The sequence below is a fragment of the Salmonella sp. SSDFZ54 genome, from assembly GCF_004010735.1.
Taxonomy (GTDB): Bacteria; Pseudomonadota; Gammaproteobacteria; order Enterobacterales; family Enterobacteriaceae; genus Salmonella; species Salmonella enterica.
Window position 1 is genome coordinate 3488104 of sequence record NZ_CP034819.1, and the last position, 22657, is coordinate 3510760.

Sequence of the window (22657 nt, forward strand, 5' to 3'; positions counted from 1 at the left end):
CGTGCTGTGAAATAACGGATTGTTTCTTAAATGTTAATAATATGTTTTTTTATATTCTCCATAAAATATAATATCGCCGCGAAAATAATTATTCGCGACGCCGAAAATAAATGACATAAAAATTAGAAGTTATTTAAAAATAATGAATAGCTATTCACGGCATAAAGCGATAGCCAATTCCGGTTTCGGTAATAAAATGGCGTGGGCGGGTGGGATCTTGTTCCAGTTTCTGGCGTAAATGTCCCATATAGATGCGCAAATAGTGGCTATGCTCCACGGCGTTAGGGCCCCAGACCTGGTTTAATAACTGCCGTTGGGTTAATACTTTGCCGGTATTATTGAGTAATACCGCCAGCAGGCGGAACTCAATTGGCGTCAGATGAATTTCTTCGTCGCCACGGTGGATCAACCGTGCGGCAAGATCGACCGTCACGCCGGAAAAGCGGACGATCGGATCGGCGCAAGGGCTGGCGGCGTGCCGTCGCAGCGCGACACGCAAACGCGCCTGCAACTCGCCAATGCCGAATGGCTTGCTCAGGTAATCATCAGCTCCGGCGTCAAGCGCGGCAATCTTATCGCTTTCTTCGCTGCGGGCGGAAAGGACAATCACCGGTATTGCGCTCCACTGACGCAGGTCGCGAATGAAATCGATTCCGTCGCCGTCCGGCAGGCCGAGATCGAGAATAATCAGATCGGGCTTTCGCGTGGCGGCTTCCAGTAAACCACGTTGTAATGTTTCAGCTTCATACACGCGCAGGCCGTCGCCTTCCAGCGCGGTGCGCAGAAAGCGGCGGATGGCCTGTTCATCTTCAACAATCAGAACGTTTGTCACATATCCTCATGAAAATCGTCAAGTTCAGGTGGCTTTCCTTGCGGCAGCGTCACACGGAAACAGGCGCCGCCCTGCGGTCGATTATAGGCGGTAAGCGTGCCGCCGTGTACCTCTACGATAGCATGGCAAATCGCCAGCCCCAGCCCCACGCCGGGGACGGCGGACTCTTTGTTGCCGCGGGCGAACTTATCGAAAATCTTCTGTTCTTGCCCCGCAGGAATACCCGGCCCGTTATCCCAGACATCCAGTTGTAAACGATCGTCCTTAACCGCAGCATCAATGCCGATACTGGCCTGCGGCCCGGCGTACTTAACGGCGTTTTCCAGCAAGTTGATCAGGACACGCTCAAATAAGGGGCCATCGACATGGATAAGCGTTAACTGTTGCGGCAGCGACAATGTAATCGGATGCAATAAACCCGGCTCTAACATCTGTAACGCGCTACCGACGACCTCTTCCAGCGTCAGCCACTCTTTTTTAAGATTAAACCCGCCGGACTGAATACGCGCCATATCCAGCAAATTATTCACCAGCCGGGTGGTGTTGAGAATATGCTGGCGGATTTCACTGGCCTGACGCGCGTGGGGCGATCCTGCGCTGGCTAAATCCAGCGTCAAAATTTCCGCCTGGCCGAACAATACCGTCAGCGGCGTGCGTAAATCATGCGACAGCGCCGCCAGCAGAGCGTTGCGAATACTTTCGCGCTCGCTGGCGAGACGCGCCTGTTCTTCGCTGGCGGTCAGCGTCAGTCGTTCCAGCGCGTTGGCGACAAGCAGAGTAAATGTTTCCAGCAGGCGTTGCTGTTCCGGCACCATTAACTGACGCAAATTACCCGGTTCGACGATAGCCAGACCGTACGTTTTATCGGCGCTTTTCAGCGGCAGGATTTGATAAGGCACGCCAGGGAGGGTATCGGTGCCTGCGCCGGCAGGCTGGCCTTTATCAAAACTCCAGCGCGCAATTGCGTCGTCCCACGGCGTCATGCCTTGCTGGTGGGTGAGAGGCAGCAACTTACCGTTAGTATCAGGTAATAAAATTTGGCTGCGCGCCTGAAACGTCGAGGCGATAAACCGCTCGCTGGTCGCGGCGATATCATGTTCGCTACGCCCGACGGCCAGCGCTTTAGACATTTCATATAAATGACGGGTACGCTGTTCCCGATAACGGGCGACGCGCGCCTGATAGCGCACCCCGGCAGTAAGATTGCCAATCACCAGACCTACCGTCAGCATCACGGCAAAGGTCAGCAAATATTGCACGTCCGAAACGGCGAGCGTACCGCGTGGCGCGATAAAAAAGAGATCGAAACTCGCCACGTTAATCACCGTCGCCACCACCGACGGCCAGCGTCCGTAAAGCAGCGCAATCACCACTACGCCCAGCAAATAGAGCATCACCAGATTGGCGGCGTCGAAGGTGACAAGCCACTGCATAGCGATAAGCGTGGTGATGGCGCAAAGCGCCACGGCGACCAGACAGCCCTGAATCTGCCCACGCCATTTCTCTTTAAAAGGTCGGTTATCAGGCGTTTGCGCCAACGCGCGCGCTGGCGGCTCTTCCAGCGCGACGATCACCTGATCGAGATCCGGCGCGCGCCTGGCAAGACGGTCGGCGAAAGCGTCACGTCGCCACCAGCGTCGCGACGCCGGGCGGCCCATGACGATTTTCCCCAGATTATGTTCGCGGGCATAGCGCACGACCGCTTTCTCTTCGGCGGGATCGGACAGGGTGGCGGTTTCCGCGCCAAGCTCCTGCGCCAGGCGCAGCGCGCTTAAAATAGCCCGCCGTTGCTTTTCCGGTAAGCGGTGTAACGTTGGCGTTTCGACATAGACGGCATGCCAGACGCTGCCGAGCCGGGAGGCCAGACGCGCCGCGGTACGCACCAGTTTTTCGCTGCCGGTGTTATGCCCGATACACAGTAAAATCGCATCGCGGGTATGCCATACTTTTTCTTCGCCCGGATGCGCGCGCCAGGCACGCATCTGATCGTCCACGCGATCGGCTGTCCGGCGTAGCGCCAGCTCGCGGAGGGCGATCAGATTGCCCTTGCGGAAAAAATGTTCAATAGCGCGTTCCGCCTGGCCGGCGATATACACTTTACCTTCGTTGAGCCGTTGGCGCAGATCGTCGGGCGGCAGATCGACCAGTACGACTTCATCAGCGGCATCAAAAAAGGGATCGGGGACGGTTTCGCGCACCTGAATCCCCGTGACGCCGCTCACCACATCGTTCAGACTTTCCAGATGTTGTACGTTCACGGTGGTGAAAACGTCGATTCCCGCTTCCAGCAGCTCTTCAATATCCTGCCAGCGCTTAGGATGGCGTGAGCCAGGCGCGTTACTGTGCGCCAGCTCATCCATTAAAATCAGCGCCGGACGCCGGGCGAGGGCGGCATCCAGGTCAAATTCGCGAATTTGCCGCCCCCGGTGCGAGTGACGTTTTGGCGGCAGAATGGTCAGCCCGTCAAGTAGCGCGGCGGTCTCTTTACGGCCATGCGTCTCTACCACGCCGATCACCACATCCAGCCCCTGCGCTCGCAGCCGCTGCGCTTGCGCCAGCATCGCCCAGGTTTTTCCGACGCCTGCGCAGGCGCCGAAGAAAATTTTCAACTTCCCCCGGTGGGGCGGGGGCGTTTGTTCCAACAAGCGATCCGGATCAGGACGCAAGGGTTCGTCGTTCATTTCGCTCTGTGTCCCTGTAGCGCATCCAGCGCCAGATTAAGCTCAACAATATTCACCACCGGTTGCCCAAGAAAGCGCGCCAGCGGCCTGTGCGTATATTCTGCAACCAGTTGCGCGACCTGTTCAACGGGAAGCTGGCGAGCCGCCGCCACGCGGGGGATTTGCCATGCCGCGGCGCCGGGCGTCAGATTATTATCCAGCCCGCTTGCCGAGGCCGTCGCCAGCTCAACCGGAACCGCGGAACTCGCCTGGGGGTTAGCGGCGCGTAGCGCGGCGACGCGGGACTGTATTTGCGCATCCAGTTCGGGATTGCTGGCGGCCAGGTTGCTTCCGCCCGACGCCAGTGGATTATAAGGCGTATCGGCGGTGGCGGAGGGCCGGCCATGAAAATAGCCCGCGGCGGTAAACGATTGTCCGATAAGCGCTGAGCCGCGTATCACATTGTCTTTATGAATCAGCGAGCCATTAGCCTGCCAGGGAAACCACCACTGCCCCAGCGCCGTGGTCAGAAGCGGATACACGCCGCCGGTCAATAACAGCAGAAATAACATTGTCGAAAAAGCAGGACGTAAACCGATCATCATACACCTCACGCCAGACCCAGCAGGGTCAGCAGCACATCAATCACTTTGATGCCAATAAACGGCACCACCAGACCACCCAGACCATAGATCCATAAATTACGGCGCAGCATGGCCGATGCGGAAAGCGGCTTATAACTCACGCCTTTTAATGCCAGCGGGATCAGAAAAATGATAATCAGGGCGTTAAAGATCACCGCGCTCAGAATGGCGGAGTTCGGCGAATGCAGCCCCATCACGTTGAGCGCGTTTAGCTGCGGATAGGTAGCGGCAAACGCGGCGGGAATAATGGCGAAATATTTCGCTACATCATTCGCGATACTGAAGGTGGTGAGCGAGCCGCGCGTCATCAGCATCTGCTTACCGATATGCACCACTTCAATCAACTTGGTCGGGTTAGAGTCCAGATCCACCATATTACCGGCTTCTTTCGCCGCCTGGGTGCCGGAGTTCATCGCCACCGCGACGTCAGCCTGCGCCAGCGCCGGGGCATCGTTAGTGCCGTCGCCGGTCATGGCGACCAGCCGTCCTTCCGCCTGATATTGACGGATCAACGCCAGCTTGGCTTCCGGCGTGGCTTCGGCAAGAAAATCGTCCACACCGGCTTCGGCGGCAATCGCTGCCGCCGTCAGGCGGTTATCGCCAGTGATCATCACCGTTTTAATGCCCATCTTTCGTAGCTGGGCGAAACGTTCTTTAATGCCGCCTTTAACGATATCCTTGAGGGCGATAACACCCAGTACGCGCGCGCCTTCCACGACCACCAGCGGCGTCGCGCCCAGGCGCGCCACGTTCTCGACGTTTTGCTCGACATCGGCGGGAAAATGGCCGCCATTGCTCTCGACATGACGCCGAATCGCGTCCACCGAGCCTTTACGGATCATCCGGTTATCGATATTAATCCCGCTCATGCGGCTTTGCGCGGTAAACGGAACAAAGGTGGCATGAAGCGACTGCACATCGCGTTCACGCAGGTTAAAGCGCTGTTTGGCGAGGATCACAATGCTGCGGCCTTCCGGCGTTTCGTCGGCCAGCGAAGCGAGCTGCGCGGCGTCAGCCAGCGTGCGTTCGTCCACCCCTCGGGCGGGTATAAAATCGGACGCCTGGCGGTTGCCGAGCGTGATAGTGCCGGTTTTATCCAACAGTAACACGTCGACATCGCCCGCGGCTTCTACGGCGCGGCCGCTGGTGGCGATGACGTTCGCGCCCAACATTCGGCTCATTCCGGCTACGCCAATGGCGGAGAGTAGCCCGCCGATGGTAGTGGGGATCAGGCACACCAGCAACGCCACCAACACGGTGACGCTGACCGCGTTACCGCCCCAGGCGGAGAAGGGCCACAGGGTGGCGGTCGCCAGTAAAAAGACAATGGTCAGGGCAATGAGCAAAATCGTCAGGGCAATCTCGTTAGGCGTTTTCCGCCGCTGTGCGCCTTCCACCATCGCGATCATCCGGTCAAGAAAGGTTTCGCCAGGATTGACGCTACAGGCAATCACCAGCCAGTCGGAAAGAATTCGCGTGCCGCCGGTGACAGAGGCGAAATCGCCGCCGGACTCACGGATCACGGGCGCGGATTCGCCGGTAATCGCACTTTCATCCACCGAGGCGCCGCCTTCGATGACCTCGCCGTCGCAGGGAATAATATCGCCCGCTTTGACCAGGACAATGTCGCCTTTCCGCAGTTCAGCGGCGGGCACGTTATCGGCCTGCGCATCATGGCTAGGGGCGCGCAGGCGGCGAGCGAACGCGGTCTTTTTCACACCTTTCAGACTGTTTGCCAGGGCTTTGCTGCGGCCTTCCGCCAGCGCTTCGGCAAAATTGGCGAACAGTACGGTGAACCATAACCACAGACTGATCACCCCTGTAAACAAGGCGCTTCCCGCTATTTGTCCTGTTACCATAGCGAGCGTTAACAGAGTGGTTAGCACGCTGCCGGCCCAGACCACAAACATCACCGGGTTACGCCACTGGGCGCGTGGGCTTAATTTTTTTACGGCATCCGTTAGCGCCTGTACGAGTAAAACAGGTTCAAACAGCGCCAGTTGCTTGCGACTCATATCAATGTACTCCACATCGCTCAAGGTAAAGAGAAATGTTCCGCTACCGGGCCAAGCGCCAGGGCAGGAATAAACGTCAGCGCGCCGACCAGCAGTACCGTGCCGATGAGCAGTCCAATAAATAGCGCGCCGTGGGTCGCCAGCGTTCCCTGACTGGCCGGCTGTACTTTTTTACTGACCAGCGATCCGGCGATGGCCATGACAGGAATAATCACGCCGAAACGTCCGACGAACATGCAGAACGCCAGCAAACAGTTCCAGAAAGGCGAGTTAGCGCTCAGACCCGCAAAGGCGCTACCGTTATTGTTGGCGGCAGAGGAGACGGCATATAGCACTTCGCTAAAACCGTGCGGGCCAGGGTTCAGCATTGCGCTGCGTCCGGCATCCGTCATCATCGCCAGCGCCGAACCCAACAAGACCAGCATCGGCGTGACCAGAATCGCCAGCGCGGTCATTTTCATTTCGCGCACGTCGATTTTTTTCCCCAGATACTCCGGCGTGCGACCGATCATCAGCCCCGCGATAAACACCGCCAGCAGGACAAACAGCAACATGCCGTACAGCCCTGAACCGACGCCGCCAAAGACCACTTCGCCAATTTGCATCAGCCACATCGGCACCATACCGCCCAGAGCGGTAAACGAGTCGTGCATGGCATTTACCGCCCCGCAGGACGCCGCGGTCGTGACGACGGCAAACAGGCTGCTGGCCAGCACGCCAAAGCGTGTTTCTTTACCTTCCATGTTGACGCTACTGTCCGCGCCTGCCGCCAACAGATGTGGATTTCCCTGAACTTCCGCCCACATCACTACCGCTACGCAGACCACAAAAATGAATGACATTGCCCACAGTAGCGCGCGTCCCTGACGGCGATCGCCCGCCGCTTCGCCAAAGGCGAAACAGAGCGCGGCTGGAATCAAAAATATCGCCAGCATCTGCGCCAGATTAGTGAGCGCGGTGGGGTTTTCGAACGGATGCGAAGAGTTAGCGTTAAAGAAACCGCCTCCGTTGGTGCCAAGCATTTTGATCGCCTCCTGCGAAGCAACCGGCCCCATCGGCAAGAGTTGTTTAGCGCCTTCAAGAGTGGTGATGGGCTGATAAGCCGACAGGTTTTGCGGTACGCCCTGTTGGATAAAAAACAGCGCGATAATTAACGCGACAGGAAATAATATCCATAGCGTAATGCGTACCAGATCCTGCCAGGCATTACCCAGCGTGTGCACATTCTGGCGCGTAAAGGCGCGGATAAGCGCAAAAACCACCGCAATCCCGGTCGCCGCCGACAGGAAATTTTGCACCGTCAGCCCCGCCATCTGGCTAAAGTAGCTCAGCGTGCTTTCGCCGCTGTAAGCTTGCCAGTTGGTATTGGTGACGAAGCTGACGGCGGTATTCAACGCCAGATCCCAGGACAGCCCCGGTAGCCGCTGCGGATTTAAGGGCAGCCACTCCTGCCAGAATAGCAGGCAAAACAGGATGCCCAGTCCCAGCAGATTGAGCGTCAGTAGCGCCAGTAAATACTGACGCCAGTTCATTTCGTGGTCGGTAATGCCAAGAGTCCGCCAGAGGATACGCTCAACGCCAGCCACGCCCGGCAACGGAACGGCGGCGATGAGCCTTGCCAGGCCCGAACCCAACGGTTTCGCCAGTACCAATAAAATCAGTAAAAAACTGGCGATCAGTAAAAATCCTTGCGCGACCATCAGAACGCCTCCGCATTAATCAGGGCATAGACCAGATAACCTAAAAGTAAGAAAACCAGCACGATGCCGGTTATCACGCCTGCACTCACAGAGCACCTCCAGTGGCATTGTTTTACTCCTGAGAAAGGTAATTTTTTGGCTGCAAAGATTTCGCAAAAATTGGCGGGCGGAGTGTAAAAAAAGTATAAAAATGGCAAAGACCATTATTTAACTAATGGTTAGTATTAATTTAACCTTTTTGTAACTAATTTACGCTTTGAATGTAAATCTGCTGGAAAAGCGTGAAAATAAGTGGTCGGATGAGTAGTAAAATTACACCGAAAGCGGTACTATTTTAATCAGGTAACGAGGTTCAATTTTTCGGTGCTATTCACCGATTCAATCTATACCGGGGCGGGTAGCGTCGGTATAAAGGGGGGAAACGTATGGAACACTATAAAGACTATCCGGCGCATGTCATTTTTGCCCGTCGTGCTTTCGCGGTGATCGCAGGCGTGCTGGCGCTGCCAGTGATGCTCTTCTGGAAAGACCGCGCGCGTTTTTATAGTTATCTGCACCGTGTCTGGTCGAAAACCAGTGATAAGCCGGTATGGATGGCGCAGGCTGAAAAAGCCACCTGCGACTTTTATTAATCGCGACCAGCCTGAAAAACCGTCAGCCGCCACGCTGGCGGTTTTTTTATGCGCCAGGGTCTACACTGTTTAACGCTATTCGCCGTGACGTTTCATCTTTCAGGAGTTGTATGCCCACCCATTTAGTCTGGTTCAGGCGCGATCTGCGTTTACAGGATAACCTTGCGCTGGCCGCCGCCTGCCGCGATGCATCCGCGCGGGTGCTGGCGCTTTATATTTCCACCCCCGCGCAGTGGCAGGCCCATGATATGGCGCCGCGGCAGGCGGCATTCATCAGCGCGCAGCTCAATGCGCTACAGACGGCCCTTGCAGAGAAAGGCATTCCGCTGCTGTTTCATGAAGTGGCGGATTTTAACGCCAGTATTAAAACGGTCAAAAACATTTGCCGACAGCATGACGTCAGCCATCTGTTTTATAACTATCAGTATGAGTTTAACGAGCGTCAGCGTGATGCGGCGGTGGAAAAAACGCTGCCCTCTGTCATCTGCGAAGGCTTTGACGATAGCGTGATTCTGGCGCCCGGCGCGGTGATGACCGGCAATCATGAAATGTATAAAGTTTTTACGCCGTTTAAAAACGCCTGGTTGAAACGGCTAAAAGAGGATATCCCGCCGTGCGTTCCGGCCCCGAAGATCCGGGTGAGCGGCGCGCTTTCTACACCCTTAACGCCAGTCTCGCTTAACTACCCGCAACAGGCGTTTGACGCCGCGCTTTTCCCGGTGGAAGAAAACGCGGTCATCGCGCAGCTACGTCAGTTTTGCGCGCAGGGCGCAGACGGGTATGAGTCACAGCGGGATTTCCCTGCGGTTGAAGGCACCAGTCGGCTTTCCGCCAGCCTGGCGACGGGCGGCCTGTCGCCGCGACAGTGCCTGCACCGATTACTGGCGGAGCAGCCGCAGGCGCTGGACGGCGGACCGGGAAGCGTCTGGTTGAATGAGCTCATCTGGCGGGAATTTTACCGTCATTTAATGACCTGGTATCCGGCATTATGCAAACACCAGCCGTTTATCCGCTGGACAAAACGCGTCGCGTGGCAGGAGAACCCGCACTATTTTCAGGCATGGCAGAAAGGCGAAACCGGTTATCCCATTGTCGATGCGGCGATGCGCCAGCTTAACGCGACGGGCTGGATGCATAACCGTTTACGCATGATTACCGCTAGCTTTCTGGTAAAAGATCTGCTGATTGACTGGCGGTTGGGGGAGCGCTATTTCATGTCGCAGCTTATTGACGGCGATCTTGCCGCCAATAATGGCGGCTGGCAGTGGGCCGCCTCAACCGGTACTGATGCCGCGCCTTATTTTCGTATTTTTAATCCCACGACTCAGGGAGAGAGGTTCGATCGCGACGGCGAATTTATCCGCCAGTGGCTACCGGCATTACGCGATATCCCTGGAAAAGCGATTCACGAGCCGTGGCGGTGGGCGGAAAAAGCGGGGGTCGTGCTTGATTATCCTCGGCCTATTGTTGAACACAAACAGGCGAGAATCGCGACGCTTTCCGCCTATGAAGCGGCGAGAAAAGGGGCGTGATACAGGCCCGATAGCGCAAACTACCGGGCATTCTGCTATCAGGATTCGACGGCCAGCGCGCGGCTTTTGAATTTGAAGGACTGATACAGCCAAATCAGCAGGACAACCCCTACGCAGGCTAACGCGCCCCAGGTGATCTGTTCAAAAACATCCACATAGGCGTTGATGGCGTAATTAACCGCGCCGCTGGCGTCGAAGGCGCTTTGCGAGGTCTGGTCAGCGATGACGCCTGCCAGATAGTTAGCTATCGCGCCGGACAGCAGCATATAAATTCCGGTTAATACGCCGGTGACGCCGGGGATATCAATGCGCGTAATTTGCGACATGGCGACCGGGTCGATAAACAGCTCGGCAAAGCCCATCACCGCCAGTCCCAGCACCATTAGCGGCATTGAAGAGTGTCCGTAAGCGGCGGACCAGCGTGCGCTCAGGGTCAAAATACAGAATCCGGCGCTCATCAGACCGAGACCCAGCGCGAATTTGCCCCAGATACGCACGGTGCGATTACCGCTTACGCTCTCTTTAACCAGCCAGGCCAGGACGACCCCACACAGCATCACGGCAAAGGCGTTCACCGACTGGAACATGGCGGTAGGAACGGAATAGCCCAGAATATCGCGGTTCACAAAGCGGTCGATATACAGGCTGATAGAGCTACCGCCCTGCTGGGCAAACGCCCAGAACAGCATACTGAACAGGGTCAGGGTGACAATCAGCCCCAGTTCTTTGCGTTGTTTGGCCGTTTGCGCCTGACGATAAATTTTTGCCAGCACGACCAGGCCGATCGCGGTCGCCACGATTAAGGCATAGACTGACCATTCTTTCCAGAACAGAACGGTAATCAGCAACGGCGCCGCTACCAGCAAAATTAACAGCCAGCCCCAGTTCGGCAGCAGGTAGTTTCTGGCGCACAACACGGCTTTATTCACGCCGGTAGTGTGGGTGAAATGACGATTTCCACACAGGAAGATCACCAGCCCCGCCAGCATACCAATGGCAGCGAGTGCAAAGCCCATCGCCCAACTGTACTCCTCTTGCACATAGCCGCAGGCGATAGGCGCCACGATCGAACCAATATTACCCGCTGCGTAAAGCAGCGAGAACCCGCCGTCGCGGCGCGGATCTTCCGGCTGGTACAGTTCGCCCAGCAGGCAGCTAATATTCGATTTAAACAGGCCGTAGCCGCAGACAATGATCGCCAGCGACAGATAAAGGAATGTCGGCGCGATCTCACTGGCGCCCAGCACTAAATGACCTATAGCCATTAAAAATGCGCCCAGCATGACTGCCATTCGGTTGCCAAGCACCTTATCCGCCAGATAGCCGCCAAGAATCGGCGTTACGTAGACCAGCGAACAGTAAGCGCTGAATAACTCATAGGCGTGGTTATCGTCGTATTTTAGCTGATTGGTGAGATAAAGAATCAGTAGGGCGCGCATACCATAAAAGCTGAAGTACTCCCAAATTTGCAGGGCGACAACGTAGTAAATAGCGCGGGGTTGAGATGCTTGTTTATTCATCGTATTTCCGGGATAGAGGCGCTGCGGCAAGAAAGCGGTATTCTCAGATAATGCCTTTCTTTGTGGGCTTATTAAGCCTGCCGTATCGCCGTGTTTCCTTAAAGTTACCAACATGATACAGAACTGATTTTTTCTGCAATATGCGTTCTGATTGCATAAATATACATGAAACCGATCGTGTTTTGCTAAGTAATTTGCGCCAAACCCGGGGGTGATTGTTTCTTGATGTGTCAAACAAATGTTTATCGACGAACGGCTAACGGGAGGCTATGTTAACGGAGACTGAACCCGTAACGGGAAAGTAGAACGTGGGTTAAAGGGAGCGATGATGAAAAACACCGAGCTGGAACAACTGATTAACGACAAGCTGAACAGTGCGGCAATAAGCGATTATGCGCCGAATGGTTTACAGGTCGAAGGAAAAGAGACGGTACAGAAAATCGTTACCGGCGTGACCGCAAGTCAGGCGCTGCTCGATGAGGCGGTGCGTTTGCAGGCCGATGCGGTCATTGTTCATCATGGTTACTTCTGGAAAGGCGAGTCTCCGGTTATTCGCGGGATGAAACGCCGTCGCTTAAAAACGTTACTGGCAAATGATATTAACCTTTACGGTTGGCATCTGCCGCTGGATGCGCACCCTGAGCTGGGCAACAATGCGCAGTTGGCGGCGCTATTGGGCATTACCGTGAAAGGAGAAATTGAGCCGCTGGTGCCGTGGGGAGAACTCTCAATGCCGGTGCCAGGGCTGGAACTGGCCTCATGGATTGAAGCGCGTCTGGGACGTAAACCGCTATGGTGCGGCGATACCGGGCCAGAGAATGTTCAGCGTGTCGCCTGGTGTACCGGCGGCGGGCAAAGTTTTATTGATAGCGCCGCCCGCTTCGGCGTGGATGCTTTTATTACCGGCGAGGTTTCCGAACAGACCATTCATTCCGCGCGCGAACAGGGGCTGCATTTTTATGCCGCCGGGCACCATGCCACTGAACGCGGCGGTATTCGCGCCCTGAGCGAATGGTTGAACGAAAACACGGCGTTGGATGTGACGTTTATTGATATCCCTAACCCGGCATAACTGAGAGGTAATAAAGTGCAGCGAGCGCGTTGTTATCTGTTAGGCGAAACAGCGGTCGTCCTGGAACTTGAACCGCCGATTACGCTGGCGAGCCAGAAACGCATCTGGCGTCTGACGCAGCGTCTGGTCGATATGCCGAACGTGGTGGAAGCCATTCCCGGGATGAACAATATCACCGTGATCTTGCGGGAACCGCAAACCCTGGCGCTGGATGCGATTGAGCGTCTGCAGCGCTGGTGGGAAGAGAGCGAGGCGCTGGAGCCGGACTCGCGTTCGGTTGAGATCCCGGTGATCTATGGCGGCGCAGGCGGGCCGGATCTGGCGGCGGTGGCACGGCACAGCGGTTTGAGTGAAAAGCAGGTCGTGGAGCTACATGCCTCCGTTGAGTATGTCGTCTGGTTTTTAGGCTTTCAGCCTGGCTTTCCCTATCTTGGGAATTTACCAGAACCGCTCCATATGCCCAGACGTGCGGAGCCGCGCCTGCAGGTTCCGGCCGGTTCTGTCGGCATCGGCGGCGCGCAGACGGGTATTTATCCATTATCCACGCCGGGCGGCTGGCAGCTGATCGGCCTCACGCCGTTGAAGTTATTCGATCCGATGCGGGAGCCTCCGGTTCTGCTACGCCCTGGCGATAGCGTACGCTTTGTGCCGCAAAAGGAGGGAATATGTTGAATATTATTCGCGCGGGGATTTATACCTCCGTGCAGGATAGCGGGCGTCACGGCTTTCGTCAGTCGGGGCTGAGTCACTGCGGTGCGCTGGATAAACCCGCCTTTCAGACCGCTAATCTCCTGGTCGGGAACGATGCGAATGCCCCGGTGCTGGAAATCACTCTCGGTCAACTGGTTGTCGAATTTGAAAATGAGACCTGGTTCGCTCTTACCGGCGCAGGCTGCGAGGCGCAGTTGGATGATCAACCGGTCTGGACCGGCTGGCGATTGCCGGTAAAAGCGGGTCAGCGTCTTACGCTGCATCGACCGCTTCACGGGATGCGTAGCTATCTGGCGGTAGCGGGCGGTATTGCTGTGCCGGAGGTGATGGGATCGTGTAGTACCGATCTGAAGTCCGGTATCGGTGGGCTGGAAGGGCGGCTGCTAAAAGATGGCGATCGGCTGGCGACGGGTAAACCATCGCGACAGTTTAGCGGGCCGCAGGGCGTGAAGCAGTTACTGTGGGGGAATCGCATCCGTGCGCTGCCGGGGCCGGAATACCGTGAATTCGATCGCGCCTCGCAAGAAGCGTTCTGGCGTTCGCCATGGCAGCTCAGTCCGCAAAGTAATCGCATGGGCTATCGTTTGCAGGGACAATCGTTAACGCGGACAACGGATCGCGAACTGCTGTCGCACGGTTTGCTGCCCGGTGTCGTGCAGGTGCCTTACAACGGCCAACCTATTGTGTTAATGAATGATGCCCAGACAACTGGCGGCTATCCGCGCATTGCCTGCATCATCGAGGCAGATATGTACCATCTGGCGCAGATCCCGCTAGGACAACCGATCCATTTTGTGCAATGTTCGCTGGAAGAGGCGCTCAACGCGCGCCGCGAGCGTCAGCGCTATCTGGAACAGCTTACCTGGCGGCTTCAGCATGAACATTGATTTAAATGCGGATGTGGGCGAAGGTTGCGCCAGCGACAGCGAATTATTAACGCTGGTCTCCTCCGCCAATATCGCCTGTGGTTTTCACGCCGGTGATGCGCAAACCATGCTGACCTGCGTGCGCGAGGCGCTGAAAAACGGCGTGGCGATCGGCGCGCATCCCAGCTTTCCGGATCGGGATAATTTTGGGCGGACGGCGATGGTTTTGCCGCCGGAAACGGTATACGCCCAGACGCTGTACCAAATCGGCGCGCTGGGGGCGATTGTTCAGGCGCAAGGCGGCGTGATGCGCCATGTCAAACCGCACGGTATGCTCTATAACCAGGCGGCGAAAGATCCCCATCTGGCACAGGCGATTGCGAAAGCGGTACACGACTATGATCCGTCACTGATACTGGTTGGACTGGCGGGAAGCGAGCTGATCCGGGCCGGTGAACGCCATCGCCTGGTGACGCGGCAGGAGGTGTTTGCCGATCGCGGCTATCAGGCCGACGGTAGCCTGGTGCCGCGCATGCAACCTGGCGCGCTGATTCACGACGAAGAGCAGGCGCTGGCGCAAACGCTGGATATGGTACAAGCCGGGAGAGTGAAAAGCGTTACTGGCGTGTGGACGACTGTCACGGCGCAAACGGTGTGCATTCATGGCGACGGCGAGTATGCGCTTGCATTCGCTCGCAGGTTACGCGCCGCGTTCAATGCGCGTAATATACACGTTATTGCCTGAGAGCCCGACGATTGAAGCTATTATATTACGGCTGCTAAAAATTATCGTGTTCTGTTCTCTTAATGTCAGGAAGAGGGATTTATTCAATACTATATAAATCCCCTTATAATATATTATTTTAAAAATAACCAAGTGATGCTGTAATAGCCAGTATGATGAGCTTATTGCTGTTAGCAGCAGAGTTTTTGAAAATCATTATGATATTGTTAGCTATCGCCATCTAATCAAACCTCCGGGGCGGGTAAACTAACTGACTCTTTATTACCCCTTTCTGATTGATTTACCTCACGATAGCCTCATTTTTAGCATTTATATTCCTCGTCATGACGACTTATCAGGAGATTGAAGCCAGATTGATTCGCTGTTTCACTATCACGTCATGGATAGCGTGCCAGATTGCCAGCTATATGGATTTTAAGCTGTTTACGCATAGCAACTTTTTTAGCGAAAATTAAACTCATCTGATCAGTGATTTTTTAGTATATTACTCATTTTGTTATGATGGATTTGTTTTGTGAAAAGAAAATATCTTACGCAAGAAGAGATTGAAAAACTGCTGTCAGCGACCGACAGAATGCCCTTCCCGGAAAGAAACCGCTGCTTAATCCTGATGGCGTTTATTCACGGCTTCCGGGCCAGTGAGCTGCTGGGGCTGCGCTTGTCGGATATTGATCTTGCAGGAAGACAGCTTTATATCCGGCGCCTCAAAAATGGCTTTTCAACGTGTCACCCCCTCCTTCCCGATGAGTATAACGTACTGAAAAGCTGGCTCAGGGCCAGGAAGTATCTTGAGAAAGGGGCTGACGGAGACTGGCTGTTCCTGTCGCTGCGACGGCATCCGCTCAGCAGGCAACAATTTTTTTACATACTTCGTGAGGCAGGGCGGTTGGCCGAATTAACGATAGCGCCACATCCTCATATGCTGCGACATGCCTGCGGCTACGCCCTTGCTGATAAAGGGATTGACACACGACTCATACAGGACTATCTGGGGCACAGGAATATCCAGCACACCGTAAGATACACCGCAAGTAACGCCGGGCGTTTTCATGGAATATGGCGAAAAAAACGTCGAGTATAACCGTACGTTCTGATTCAAAAAGTTAAGTCCGCTTCGCGCTTTCATCATCCTCTCAGATTTACCCCTTCCACACAAGAGTCATACAATCGTAATCTATTGCTTATTAAGGACTTATCCATATAACAATAAAAAAACTAAGGGAAAATTTACCTGGTCCAACCAGCACTATGCTGTATCCATTTTTGTCCTGCCTGCACAAAATGTTAATTTTAAGTGTTAAAAAAACGTATTAAATAATATTTAATGCTGATTAATTATCATATCTAAGAATTAAATCCTTTATTTTACTTTTTGAATCATATTGTTAAATCACAGAGAAATCTGTTCAGGGAAAGCTGATTTACATAATCAACATATAAATCAATAGATTACTGTGTTTTCTATTTGTCATTTTGTACTCCGCACAGGGCAGAATTACCCTGCGGCAGGAGCATTTACTACCAGGGGGACTGACGGCCTATGCAGCCGAAAAGCAGAACCGGACAGGGTGTCAGAGTGCTGTGTTTAGATAGGGCCAGACGTCATTTTTCATACAGACATGGAATGGCTCCCGGTCCACGAAAGGGTGCGGACATGTTGTTTCCACAACACGAAGCTGCCGTTGCTGGCGCAGTGCCGGGTCGGCAATGGCCAGAGGAGAACAATCTGATGACGCAAGAATATGCGGAAATATCCACCGGAAGGGGGGGCACCAGTAAGTGCCGGTACAGTATGGGGGCGAAAATATTTTTGCTCCTGCTGGCGGTCTCCACCGTCGCAGCGTTGTTCAGCCTGTATCAGGTTCTGACGTACTGATATGCAGACGTTAACCAGAGTACTGCCGCCTCTCCGGCTGATTATGTTTTGTCAGTCAGGCGAAAATCCTGCGCAGTTTCCGGATACCGGTGGCCTTTGCGTGGAGGACTGCGTTCGTCTCAGGACACCAGAAGGGCTGCTGGATCGGTTGCGTCGGTGGCCCGGCGCGATGGTGATATCCGCCGGACGGCCATCAACCCAGCTTCTGCTGTGGCAACAGGTTTTTCAGCGTTATCCGCGGACAGTGGTTTTTTGCAGCAGTAACGCGTTTTTACCGGTTGACGTCAGCGTGGAAGGTTACTTCCGCCATCTGAGGCTGATTAAACGCGCCATGTCGGTAAGGGTTCTGGCCAGAATGGCTGAGCTTGCCATATGGTCATCACTACAGACATCGCCTTACGAGGAGGAGATGAAAAGCGCGTTGAGCGTGCCGGAGCTGGTGATGGAGATAAACAGCCGCACGCTGGTCAGGTTACTGTCAGAGCGTCTGCCAAAACAGGGACGGCGGGTGCTGGGATTACTGTTGTCAGGCTGTAGCCCGGAAATGACGGCCCGTATGCTGGGAACCGGCGTGAGGCAGGTCTGGCTCGCGGAGCAGACGCTGAAACAACGCTGGGATATCCCGACAGGAGTACCGCTATCTGATGCGGTAAGAATAAGGATACCGGACGTCGGCCCGGACATCAGTCAACAGAGTGGGTTGGTAAAAACTGGGGCCGGTAACGCACCGGATTTATGCTGACAGCATATTTACATCATGCCGCGCGGTATTCAGACCCATAATGTTGCGTTCTGAACGAGTTATCTTCACAAAATAAATATGGCAATCATCGTTGTTCGGAAATACCGCATAACGTGTGACATTAATGAATCTGTAATCAGTGCGAGGGTTTACGCGCTGTGGCGGTAGCGTGGAATTATCTGGATGCGTTGAGTAAATTTCACTTTACCCTTCTGACATAAATGAAAATGGTTCTGGATAAACTATCTAATATTATCTGTGTCTGCGAACAGAGTGACAAAAATAATGCAACGTAAAAAGATACTAATTGTAGGTGCGGGCCTTTCAGGCGCAGTAATAGCACGCCAGTTAGCCGAGCAGGGACATGTAGTCAATATTATTGATCAACGTTCGCATATCGGTGGTAACGCTTATGATGCCCGAGATGAGCACACGGGCATTATGGTGCACGTTTATGGTCCTCATATTTTTCATACTGATAATGAAACTGTATGGAATTATGTAAATAAATACGCTGAGATGATGCCTTATATCAATAAGGTTAAGGCCACAGTAAATGGTCAGGTATTTTCTCTACCTATCAATCTTCATACCATCAATCAATTTTTTGGTGTCGCCTGCTCACCTGATGACGCCAGAAAATTACTGCTTCAAAAATGTGATAGCACCATTCTGGAACCACAAAATTTTGAGCAACAGGCCTTGCGTTTCATTGGTAAAGAGTTATATGAAGCCTTTTTTAAAGGTTATACCATTAAACAATGGGGGCTTCATCCTTCCGCGTTACCCGCTTCTGTATTGAAACGTATCCCTGTTCGCTTTAATTATGATGATAACTATTTCAATCATAAGTTTCAGGGAATACCAAAATTTGGTTATACACAAATGGTCAAGTCCATTGTCGAACACGAAAATATCGCTGTTGAACTATGTCGCTCCTTCACTCAGGAAATGCGGACAGATTATGATCATGTTTTTTTCAGTGGCGCGCTGGATGCCTTTTACTCCTGTCAATATGGCCGACTGGAATATCGTACATTAGACTTTAAAAAAATAATTTGCCAGAGTGATTATCAAGGATGCGCAGTAATGAATTATTGTTCAATAGATACTCCTTATACTCGGATTACTGAGCACAAATATTTTTCTCCGTGGGAGAGACATGAAGCTTCAATATGTTATCAAGAATATAGTCGGGAATGTGAAGCTGGTGATATACCCTACTATCCTGTTCGCAGGGCAGATAAAATGGATTTACTGAATAAATATCTGTCGCGGGCTAAAAAAGAAAAAAATATTACTTTCATTGGTCGTCTTGGCACTTATCGTTATCTCGATATGGACATCACGATAGCTGAAGCATTACAGACGGCGGACGTATACTTAACGTCGCTATATGAACAAAAAGAAATGCCAGCTTTTACAGTTACCGTTTGATGAAGTGTACAGCGCTAATCGTAACTTTTAACCGTCTTGAAAAATTAAAAAAAAGTGTGCGAGAGACTGTTAAGGCGGGGTTTTCCTCTATTGTTATCGTTAATAATGGCTCAAGCGACGGTACCAGGGAATGGCTTTCTTCATTAAGTGAACCTGGCATCACGATACTTAATCTTAAAGATAATCTTGGTGGTGCTGGCGGATTTAAAGTAGGTAGTCAATATATATGCTCATATAGTAATGCCGATTGGGTATTTTTCTATGATGATGATGCTTACCCGGAAATTAATATTTTAAAACATTTCTCGTTATTAGATACCTCAAGATACCGTATATTTGCGTCGCGAGTTCAGGACACCTATGGACGGTCTTGTCGGATGAATTTGCCTTTCATCAGGGTTCCATCTACGGTGTTTGAGACTATTTATTATGTGATACGCCCAGAGAGGTTTTCTCCAGTAAGAACTCAGGTTACTGATGTTCAAACTGTGTCATTCGTTGGTATGATTATTGATCGAAAGGTATTGAATAACCATCTTAACGATATCCATGATGAACTTTTCCTTTATTATGATGATTTTTTCTTTGGTTATAAGCTAGTATTGTCCGGGCAGAAAATTCGTTACTCCCCAGAAATTAAATTTATTCATGATATCTCTATTCATGGAAGGTGTATCTGCCCCGAATGGAAAGTATATTATCTTTGTAGAAATTTGTTGCTGCTGAGAAAACTTTTACCCGTTCCCAGGATATTCAGTGTTCTTTCTATAGTATTACGCCTCTCTAAATATCTCGCCATATTACCATGGCAGCGTAAGAAATTTCGTTATCTATATTTTATCTGGCAGGGAATACTTCATGGACTTAAAGGTATTAGTGGGAAATATCATTAGCAGGACGAAGAGATGAAAAGGTTATGTTATTTTGTAAATTCAGACTGGTACTTTGATTTACATTGGACAGAACGTGCGATAGCGGCAAGGGATGCGGGTTATGAAATTCATATCATAAGTCATTTTATTGGTGAAGAGATTATAAAAAAATTCAAAACGCTTGGTTTTATTTGTCACAATGTGTCTCTTGTTGCTCAGTCATTTAATATGTTTGTTTTTTTTAGAGCATTCCTTAACGCTCGGAAAATTATTAAAGAGATTAATCCTGACTTATTGCATTGTATTACGCTCAAACCTTGCCTGATTGGTGGGGTTAGCGCCAGGAGAAGTAATAGTCCAGTTGTTATCAGCTTTGTCGGACTTGGTCGAATCTTTTTATATAATACCGTGCCAATGAGAATATTGCGTGCGTTAACCGTTTTGGTTTACAAATATATTGCCGGTAATAAGCGTGGTGTTTTTATTTTTGAACATGATAAAGATCGACGAAAAATATCGCGTTTAGTAGGTATTGATTATCATAAAACTATCGTTATCGAAGGTGCTGGAATTAACCCGGATATCTATAAATTCTCTATAGAGAAAAAACATGAGATACCGATAGTCCTTTTTGCAAGCCGAATGTTATGGAGTAAAGGTCTTGGCGATCTCATTGAAGCAAAAAAGATCCTCAGACAAAAAAATATTCATTTTGTTTTAAATGTTGCAGGTATATTGGCCGAGGACGATAAAGATGCTATCCCTTTGGAGCTCATTCATCACTGGCATAATGAAGGACTAATTAACTGGCTGGGACGCTCTTCGAATGTATATGAGCTTATTCAGAAATCGAATATCGTTGCATTACCATCTATTTATCCGGAAGGAGTACCACGGCTTTTATTAGAGGCATCATCTGTAGGACGTGCATGTATTGCTTATGATACCGGCGGATGTGATAGCTTAATTATTCATAACTATAATGGGTTGATCGTGAAAAGTAATTCAGCTCAGGAGTTAGCGGTAGAATTAGAGTATTTGTTAAAAAATCCACAGATTCGCTTAGAGATGGGGGCGAATGGAAGAAAACGTGTAAAGGAATTGTTTTCCAGCATATTAGTCATTAATAAGACATTGCAAATTTATAAAGACACTATTGGTTGCCAACACCATAAAGTGCTTATGAAGTAGGTCAGTGTTTAGATAAATAGTATGTAAATATTATAGAAAATAAATAAGTTATATTTTCATATCGTTAAAGAATAAGTTCTTCAGGTAAAGGTGACACGGAAACAATGAATGATTTGAAAGAAGCTCTGGCCAGGCACCAACTTTGGATTTCGCTAGGTTGGAATGATGTCCTGGGACGATACCGGCGATCGGTGTTAGGGCCTTTTTGGATAACGATTTCGATGGGGGTCACCATATCAGCGATGGGACCTCTTTACGGTTCGCTGTTCAGTTCTGGTTCCGAAAATTTTATCATGCATCTTACTTTAGGTATGATCTTTTGGGCCTTTCTATCAGCAACTATTAATGAGTCATGCGGAATATTTAATGAGTCCGCATCAATTATTAAACAATCTGACCTTCCGCTATATTTATATATATTACGTGTTTTCTATCGGCAGTTTATGATTATGTTGCATAATTTTATCATTATACCTTTCGTGATTTTTTTTACCAATACATCGGTAAATCTTGATATTCTCCTTTTTATACCTGCAATTATAATAACATCCATCTCATTAATTTCTACAGGTATGATTCTCGCCATTTTTTGCACAAGATATCGTGATATGGGACCGGTTGTTCAAAGTGTGGTAACGTTGTGTTTTTTTATAACTCCCATCATTTGGACATCGGAACAATTACCAAATGGAAGAAAGGAATTTGTTGATTATAATATTTTTTATTACTTTATGGAGATGCTCAGGAAACCATTAATGGGAACTGTACCAGATGTAACTATATGGTTTTACACAATAATAACCTCTATTATTATGTTGATGGTCTCAACCTTAGTGTTGACTAAATATCGCTCAAGAATCGTATACTGGTTATAATTAATGAAAATCTCTTGCAAAAACGTTGGCGTAATACTCCCTATATTTAACTCCAGCCACCGTTCATTTAAAAAAACTTTTCTACAGGCTGCTTCAGGTGGACGAATTGGCTCATCGAATACCGGGATTATTGAAGTAGAGGCATTAAAAAAAATTGATTTTACGCTTACCGAAGGTAACCGTCTTGCGCTTATCGGACACAATGGTTCGGGCAAAACCACTCTTCTGAGAGTACTTGCAGGGGCCTATAAACCAACTTCAGGGAAGTATGAATGTATCGGTCGAGTCACCAGCCTCATTGATCCCATGATGGGAATGGATGGTGAGCTTACAGGCCTGGAAAATATAAAACTGAGGGGACTATTTCTCGGTCTGTCAAAAAATGAAATAAAAAATATTACAGAAGATGTCATCGAGTTCAGCGAGTTAGGTGATTTTATTAAAATCCCCGTTAGAACGTATTCTAGTGGTATGGTTCTGAGGCTTGGTTTTTCTATTTCTACTGCAATTAATCCTGAAATTTTACTGATGGATGAATGGATGAGCGTGGGTGATAGTGATTTTAAAAGAAAAGCAGAGATGAGATTAAATAGCTTTATCTCTAAAGCGGGCATTATGGTAATGGCCACTCACGATGATGAACTGGCTAAATCTGTATGTAATAAGTTCATCAGGCTTGAGCACGGTGAGATAGTTAGCAAAGGCGGATTTTAATATTCTTATTGCAGTATTTAT

The 22657-nt window shown here is 51.0% G+C and carries 22 protein-coding genes; 15 read left to right on the forward strand and 7 right to left on the reverse strand.

Annotation, left to right across the window (positions count from 1 at the left end):
• Positions 1-154: 154 nt before the first annotated feature.
• Genes kdpE through kdpF form a run of 6 tightly spaced genes read right to left on the reverse strand, consistent with a single transcriptional unit; the run spans position 155 to position 7940 of the window.
• Entirely contained in the window at positions 155-832 is a 678-nt protein-coding gene (kdpE, locus tag EOS97_RS17195; RefSeq protein ID WP_000186064.1) for a two-component system response regulator KdpE, read from the reverse strand.
• Positions 829-3513, reverse strand: coding sequence for a two-component system sensor histidine kinase KdpD (gene kdpD, locus EOS97_RS17200; RefSeq protein WP_000997489.1), 2685 nt, complete (start codon positions 3511-3513; stop codon positions 829-831). The genes kdpE and kdpD overlap by 4 nt, the downstream gene beginning before the upstream one ends.
• Entirely contained in the window at positions 3510-4094 is a 585-nt protein-coding gene (gene kdpC / locus EOS97_RS17205) for a potassium-transporting ATPase subunit KdpC (protein WP_001518103.1), read from the reverse strand. The genes kdpD and kdpC overlap by 4 nt, the downstream gene beginning before the upstream one ends.
• A gap of 8 nt (positions 4095-4102) precedes the next feature.
• The gene (kdpB, locus tag EOS97_RS17210; protein ID WP_000088031.1) at positions 4103-6151 is read right to left on the reverse strand and encodes a potassium-transporting ATPase subunit KdpB; all 2049 of its coding nucleotides are present in this window, start codon (positions 6149-6151) and stop codon (positions 4103-4105) included.
• Positions 6152-6171: 20 nt separating this feature from the next.
• Positions 6172-7851 (reverse strand): potassium-transporting ATPase subunit KdpA, encoded by a 1680-nt coding sequence (gene kdpA, locus EOS97_RS17215; protein ID WP_000226488.1) that lies wholly within the window; start codon positions 7849-7851, stop codon positions 6172-6174.
• The gene (kdpF, locus tag EOS97_RS17220) at positions 7851-7940 is read right to left on the reverse strand and encodes a K(+)-transporting ATPase subunit F (protein WP_001670793.1); all 90 of its coding nucleotides are present in this window, start codon (positions 7938-7940) and stop codon (positions 7851-7853) included. Before kdpF ends, kdpA begins: the two co-directional genes overlap by 1 nt.
• Before the next feature lie 336 nt (positions 7941-8276).
• Between kdpF and EOS97_RS17225 the strand changes: the two genes are divergently transcribed.
• Entirely contained in the window at positions 8277-8483 is a 207-nt protein-coding gene (locus EOS97_RS17225) for a YbfA family protein (protein ID WP_000401433.1), read from the forward strand.
• 110 nt (positions 8484-8593) lie between these two features.
• On the forward strand, positions 8594-10015 hold the full coding sequence (phrB, locus tag EOS97_RS17230) for a deoxyribodipyrimidine photo-lyase (RefSeq protein ID WP_001142028.1): 1422 nt from the start codon (positions 8594-8596) through the stop codon (positions 10013-10015).
• Between the two features lie 38 nt (positions 10016-10053).
• Here phrB and EOS97_RS17235 read toward each other — a convergent pair whose 3' ends face one another.
• Positions 10054-11535: an MFS transporter gene (locus tag EOS97_RS17235; RefSeq protein WP_001041123.1), complete on the reverse strand. Its 1482-nt coding sequence runs from the start codon at positions 11533-11535 to the stop codon at positions 10054-10056.
• A gap of 328 nt (positions 11536-11863) precedes the next feature.
• Between EOS97_RS17235 and ybgI the strand changes: the two genes are divergently transcribed.
• From ybgI to EOS97_RS17305, 13 genes are all read left to right on the forward strand, one after another.
• Entirely contained in the window at positions 11864-12607 is a 744-nt protein-coding gene (gene ybgI, locus EOS97_RS17245; protein WP_000798844.1) for a radiation resistance protein YbgI, read from the forward strand.
• A 15-nt stretch (positions 12608-12622) separates the two neighbouring features.
• Positions 12623-13279 carry a 5-oxoprolinase subunit PxpB gene (pxpB, locus tag EOS97_RS17250; RefSeq protein ID WP_001188371.1) on the forward strand — a complete coding sequence of 219 codons (657 nt, stop codon included), beginning with the start codon at positions 12623-12625 and terminating at the stop codon, positions 13277-13279.
• Positions 13273-14205: a 5-oxoprolinase subunit PxpC gene (gene pxpC, locus EOS97_RS17255; RefSeq protein WP_000932052.1), complete on the forward strand. Its 933-nt coding sequence runs from the start codon at positions 13273-13275 to the stop codon at positions 14203-14205. The genes pxpB and pxpC overlap by 7 nt, the downstream gene beginning before the upstream one ends.
• On the forward strand, positions 14195-14929 hold the full coding sequence (gene pxpA / locus EOS97_RS17260; RefSeq protein WP_001017922.1) for a 5-oxoprolinase subunit PxpA: 735 nt from the start codon (positions 14195-14197) through the stop codon (positions 14927-14929). The genes pxpC and pxpA overlap by 11 nt, the downstream gene beginning before the upstream one ends.
• Before the next feature lie 323 nt (positions 14930-15252).
• Entirely contained in the window at positions 15253-15384 is a 132-nt protein-coding gene (locus tag EOS97_RS17265; RefSeq protein ID WP_001521652.1) for a hypothetical protein, read from the forward strand.
• A gap of 59 nt (positions 15385-15443) precedes the next feature.
• On the forward strand, positions 15444-16010 hold the full coding sequence (locus EOS97_RS17270; RefSeq protein ID WP_000824704.1) for a tyrosine-type DNA invertase: 567 nt from the start codon (positions 15444-15446) through the stop codon (positions 16008-16010).
• 459 nt (positions 16011-16469) lie between these two features.
• On the forward strand, positions 16470-16805 hold the full coding sequence (locus EOS97_RS17275) for a hypothetical protein (protein WP_001182680.1): 336 nt from the start codon (positions 16470-16472) through the stop codon (positions 16803-16805).
• Position 16806: 1 nt separating this feature from the next.
• On the forward strand, positions 16807-17547 hold the full coding sequence (locus EOS97_RS17280) for a hypothetical protein (protein WP_001194237.1): 741 nt from the start codon (positions 16807-16809) through the stop codon (positions 17545-17547).
• A gap of 285 nt (positions 17548-17832) precedes the next feature.
• Positions 17833-18984, forward strand: coding sequence for a UDP-galactopyranose mutase (glf, locus tag EOS97_RS17285; RefSeq protein ID WP_001669310.1), 1152 nt, complete (start codon positions 17833-17835; stop codon positions 18982-18984).
• A complete protein-coding gene (locus tag EOS97_RS17290) occupies positions 18981-19877 on the forward strand; it encodes a glycosyltransferase (protein WP_000973919.1) in 897 nt (298 codons plus the stop codon). The genes glf and EOS97_RS17290 overlap by 4 nt, the downstream gene beginning before the upstream one ends.
• 12 nt (positions 19878-19889) lie before the next feature.
• Positions 19890-21047, forward strand: a complete 1158-nt coding sequence (locus tag EOS97_RS17295) for a glycosyltransferase family 4 protein (RefSeq protein WP_127836182.1) — start codon at positions 19890-19892, stop codon at positions 21045-21047.
• A 104-nt stretch (positions 21048-21151) separates the two neighbouring features.
• Entirely contained in the window at positions 21152-21922 is a 771-nt protein-coding gene (locus EOS97_RS17300; RefSeq protein ID WP_023165933.1) for an ABC transporter permease, read from the forward strand.
• A 3-nt stretch (positions 21923-21925) separates the two neighbouring features.
• Positions 21926-22636, forward strand: a complete 711-nt coding sequence (locus EOS97_RS17305; protein ID WP_000702849.1) for an ABC transporter ATP-binding protein — start codon at positions 21926-21928, stop codon at positions 22634-22636.
• Positions 22637-22657: the final 21 nt, after the last annotated feature.

Bases quoted from the DNA above. Each gene is read 5' to 3' on its own strand.
- EOS97_RS17305 (WP_000702849.1), top strand. From the start codon at position 21,926: ATGAAAATCTCTTGCAAAAACGTTGGCGTAATACTCCCTATATTTAAC.
- kdpA (WP_000226488.1), bottom strand. From the start codon at position 7,851: ATGGTCGCGCAAGGATTTTTACTGATCGCCAGTTTTTTACTGATTTTA.
- EOS97_RS17225 (WP_000401433.1), top strand. From the start codon at position 8,277: ATGGAACACTATAAAGACTATCCGGCGCATGTCATTTTTGCCCGTCGT.
- kdpB (WP_000088031.1), bottom strand. From the start codon at position 6,151: ATGAGTCGCAAGCAACTGGCGCTGTTTGAACCTGTTTTACTCGTACAG.
- pxpA (WP_001017922.1), top strand. From the start codon at position 14,195: ATGAACATTGATTTAAATGCGGATGTGGGCGAAGGTTGCGCCAGCGAC.
- EOS97_RS17300 (WP_023165933.1), top strand. From the start codon at position 21,152: ATGAATGATTTGAAAGAAGCTCTGGCCAGGCACCAACTTTGGATTTCG.
- kdpD (WP_000997489.1), bottom strand. From the start codon at position 3,513: ATGAACGACGAACCCTTGCGTCCTGATCCGGATCGCTTGTTGGAACAA.
- EOS97_RS17275 (WP_001182680.1), top strand. From the start codon at position 16,470: ATGCAGCCGAAAAGCAGAACCGGACAGGGTGTCAGAGTGCTGTGTTTA.
- EOS97_RS17235 (WP_001041123.1), bottom strand. From the start codon at position 11,535: ATGAATAAACAAGCATCTCAACCCCGCGCTATTTACTACGTTGTCGCC.
- EOS97_RS17280 (WP_001194237.1), top strand. From the start codon at position 16,807: ATGCAGACGTTAACCAGAGTACTGCCGCCTCTCCGGCTGATTATGTTT.
- pxpC (WP_000932052.1), top strand. From the start codon at position 13,273: ATGTTGAATATTATTCGCGCGGGGATTTATACCTCCGTGCAGGATAGC.
- glf (WP_001669310.1), top strand. From the start codon at position 17,833: ATGCAACGTAAAAAGATACTAATTGTAGGTGCGGGCCTTTCAGGCGCA.
- EOS97_RS17295 (WP_127836182.1), top strand. From the start codon at position 19,890: ATGAAAAGGTTATGTTATTTTGTAAATTCAGACTGGTACTTTGATTTA.
- phrB (WP_001142028.1), top strand. From the start codon at position 8,594: ATGCCCACCCATTTAGTCTGGTTCAGGCGCGATCTGCGTTTACAGGAT.
- kdpC (WP_001518103.1), bottom strand. From the start codon at position 4,094: ATGATCGGTTTACGTCCTGCTTTTTCGACAATGTTATTTCTGCTGTTA.
- ybgI (WP_000798844.1), top strand. From the start codon at position 11,864: ATGAAAAACACCGAGCTGGAACAACTGATTAACGACAAGCTGAACAGT.
- EOS97_RS17265 (WP_001521652.1), top strand. From the start codon at position 15,253: ATGACGACTTATCAGGAGATTGAAGCCAGATTGATTCGCTGTTTCACT.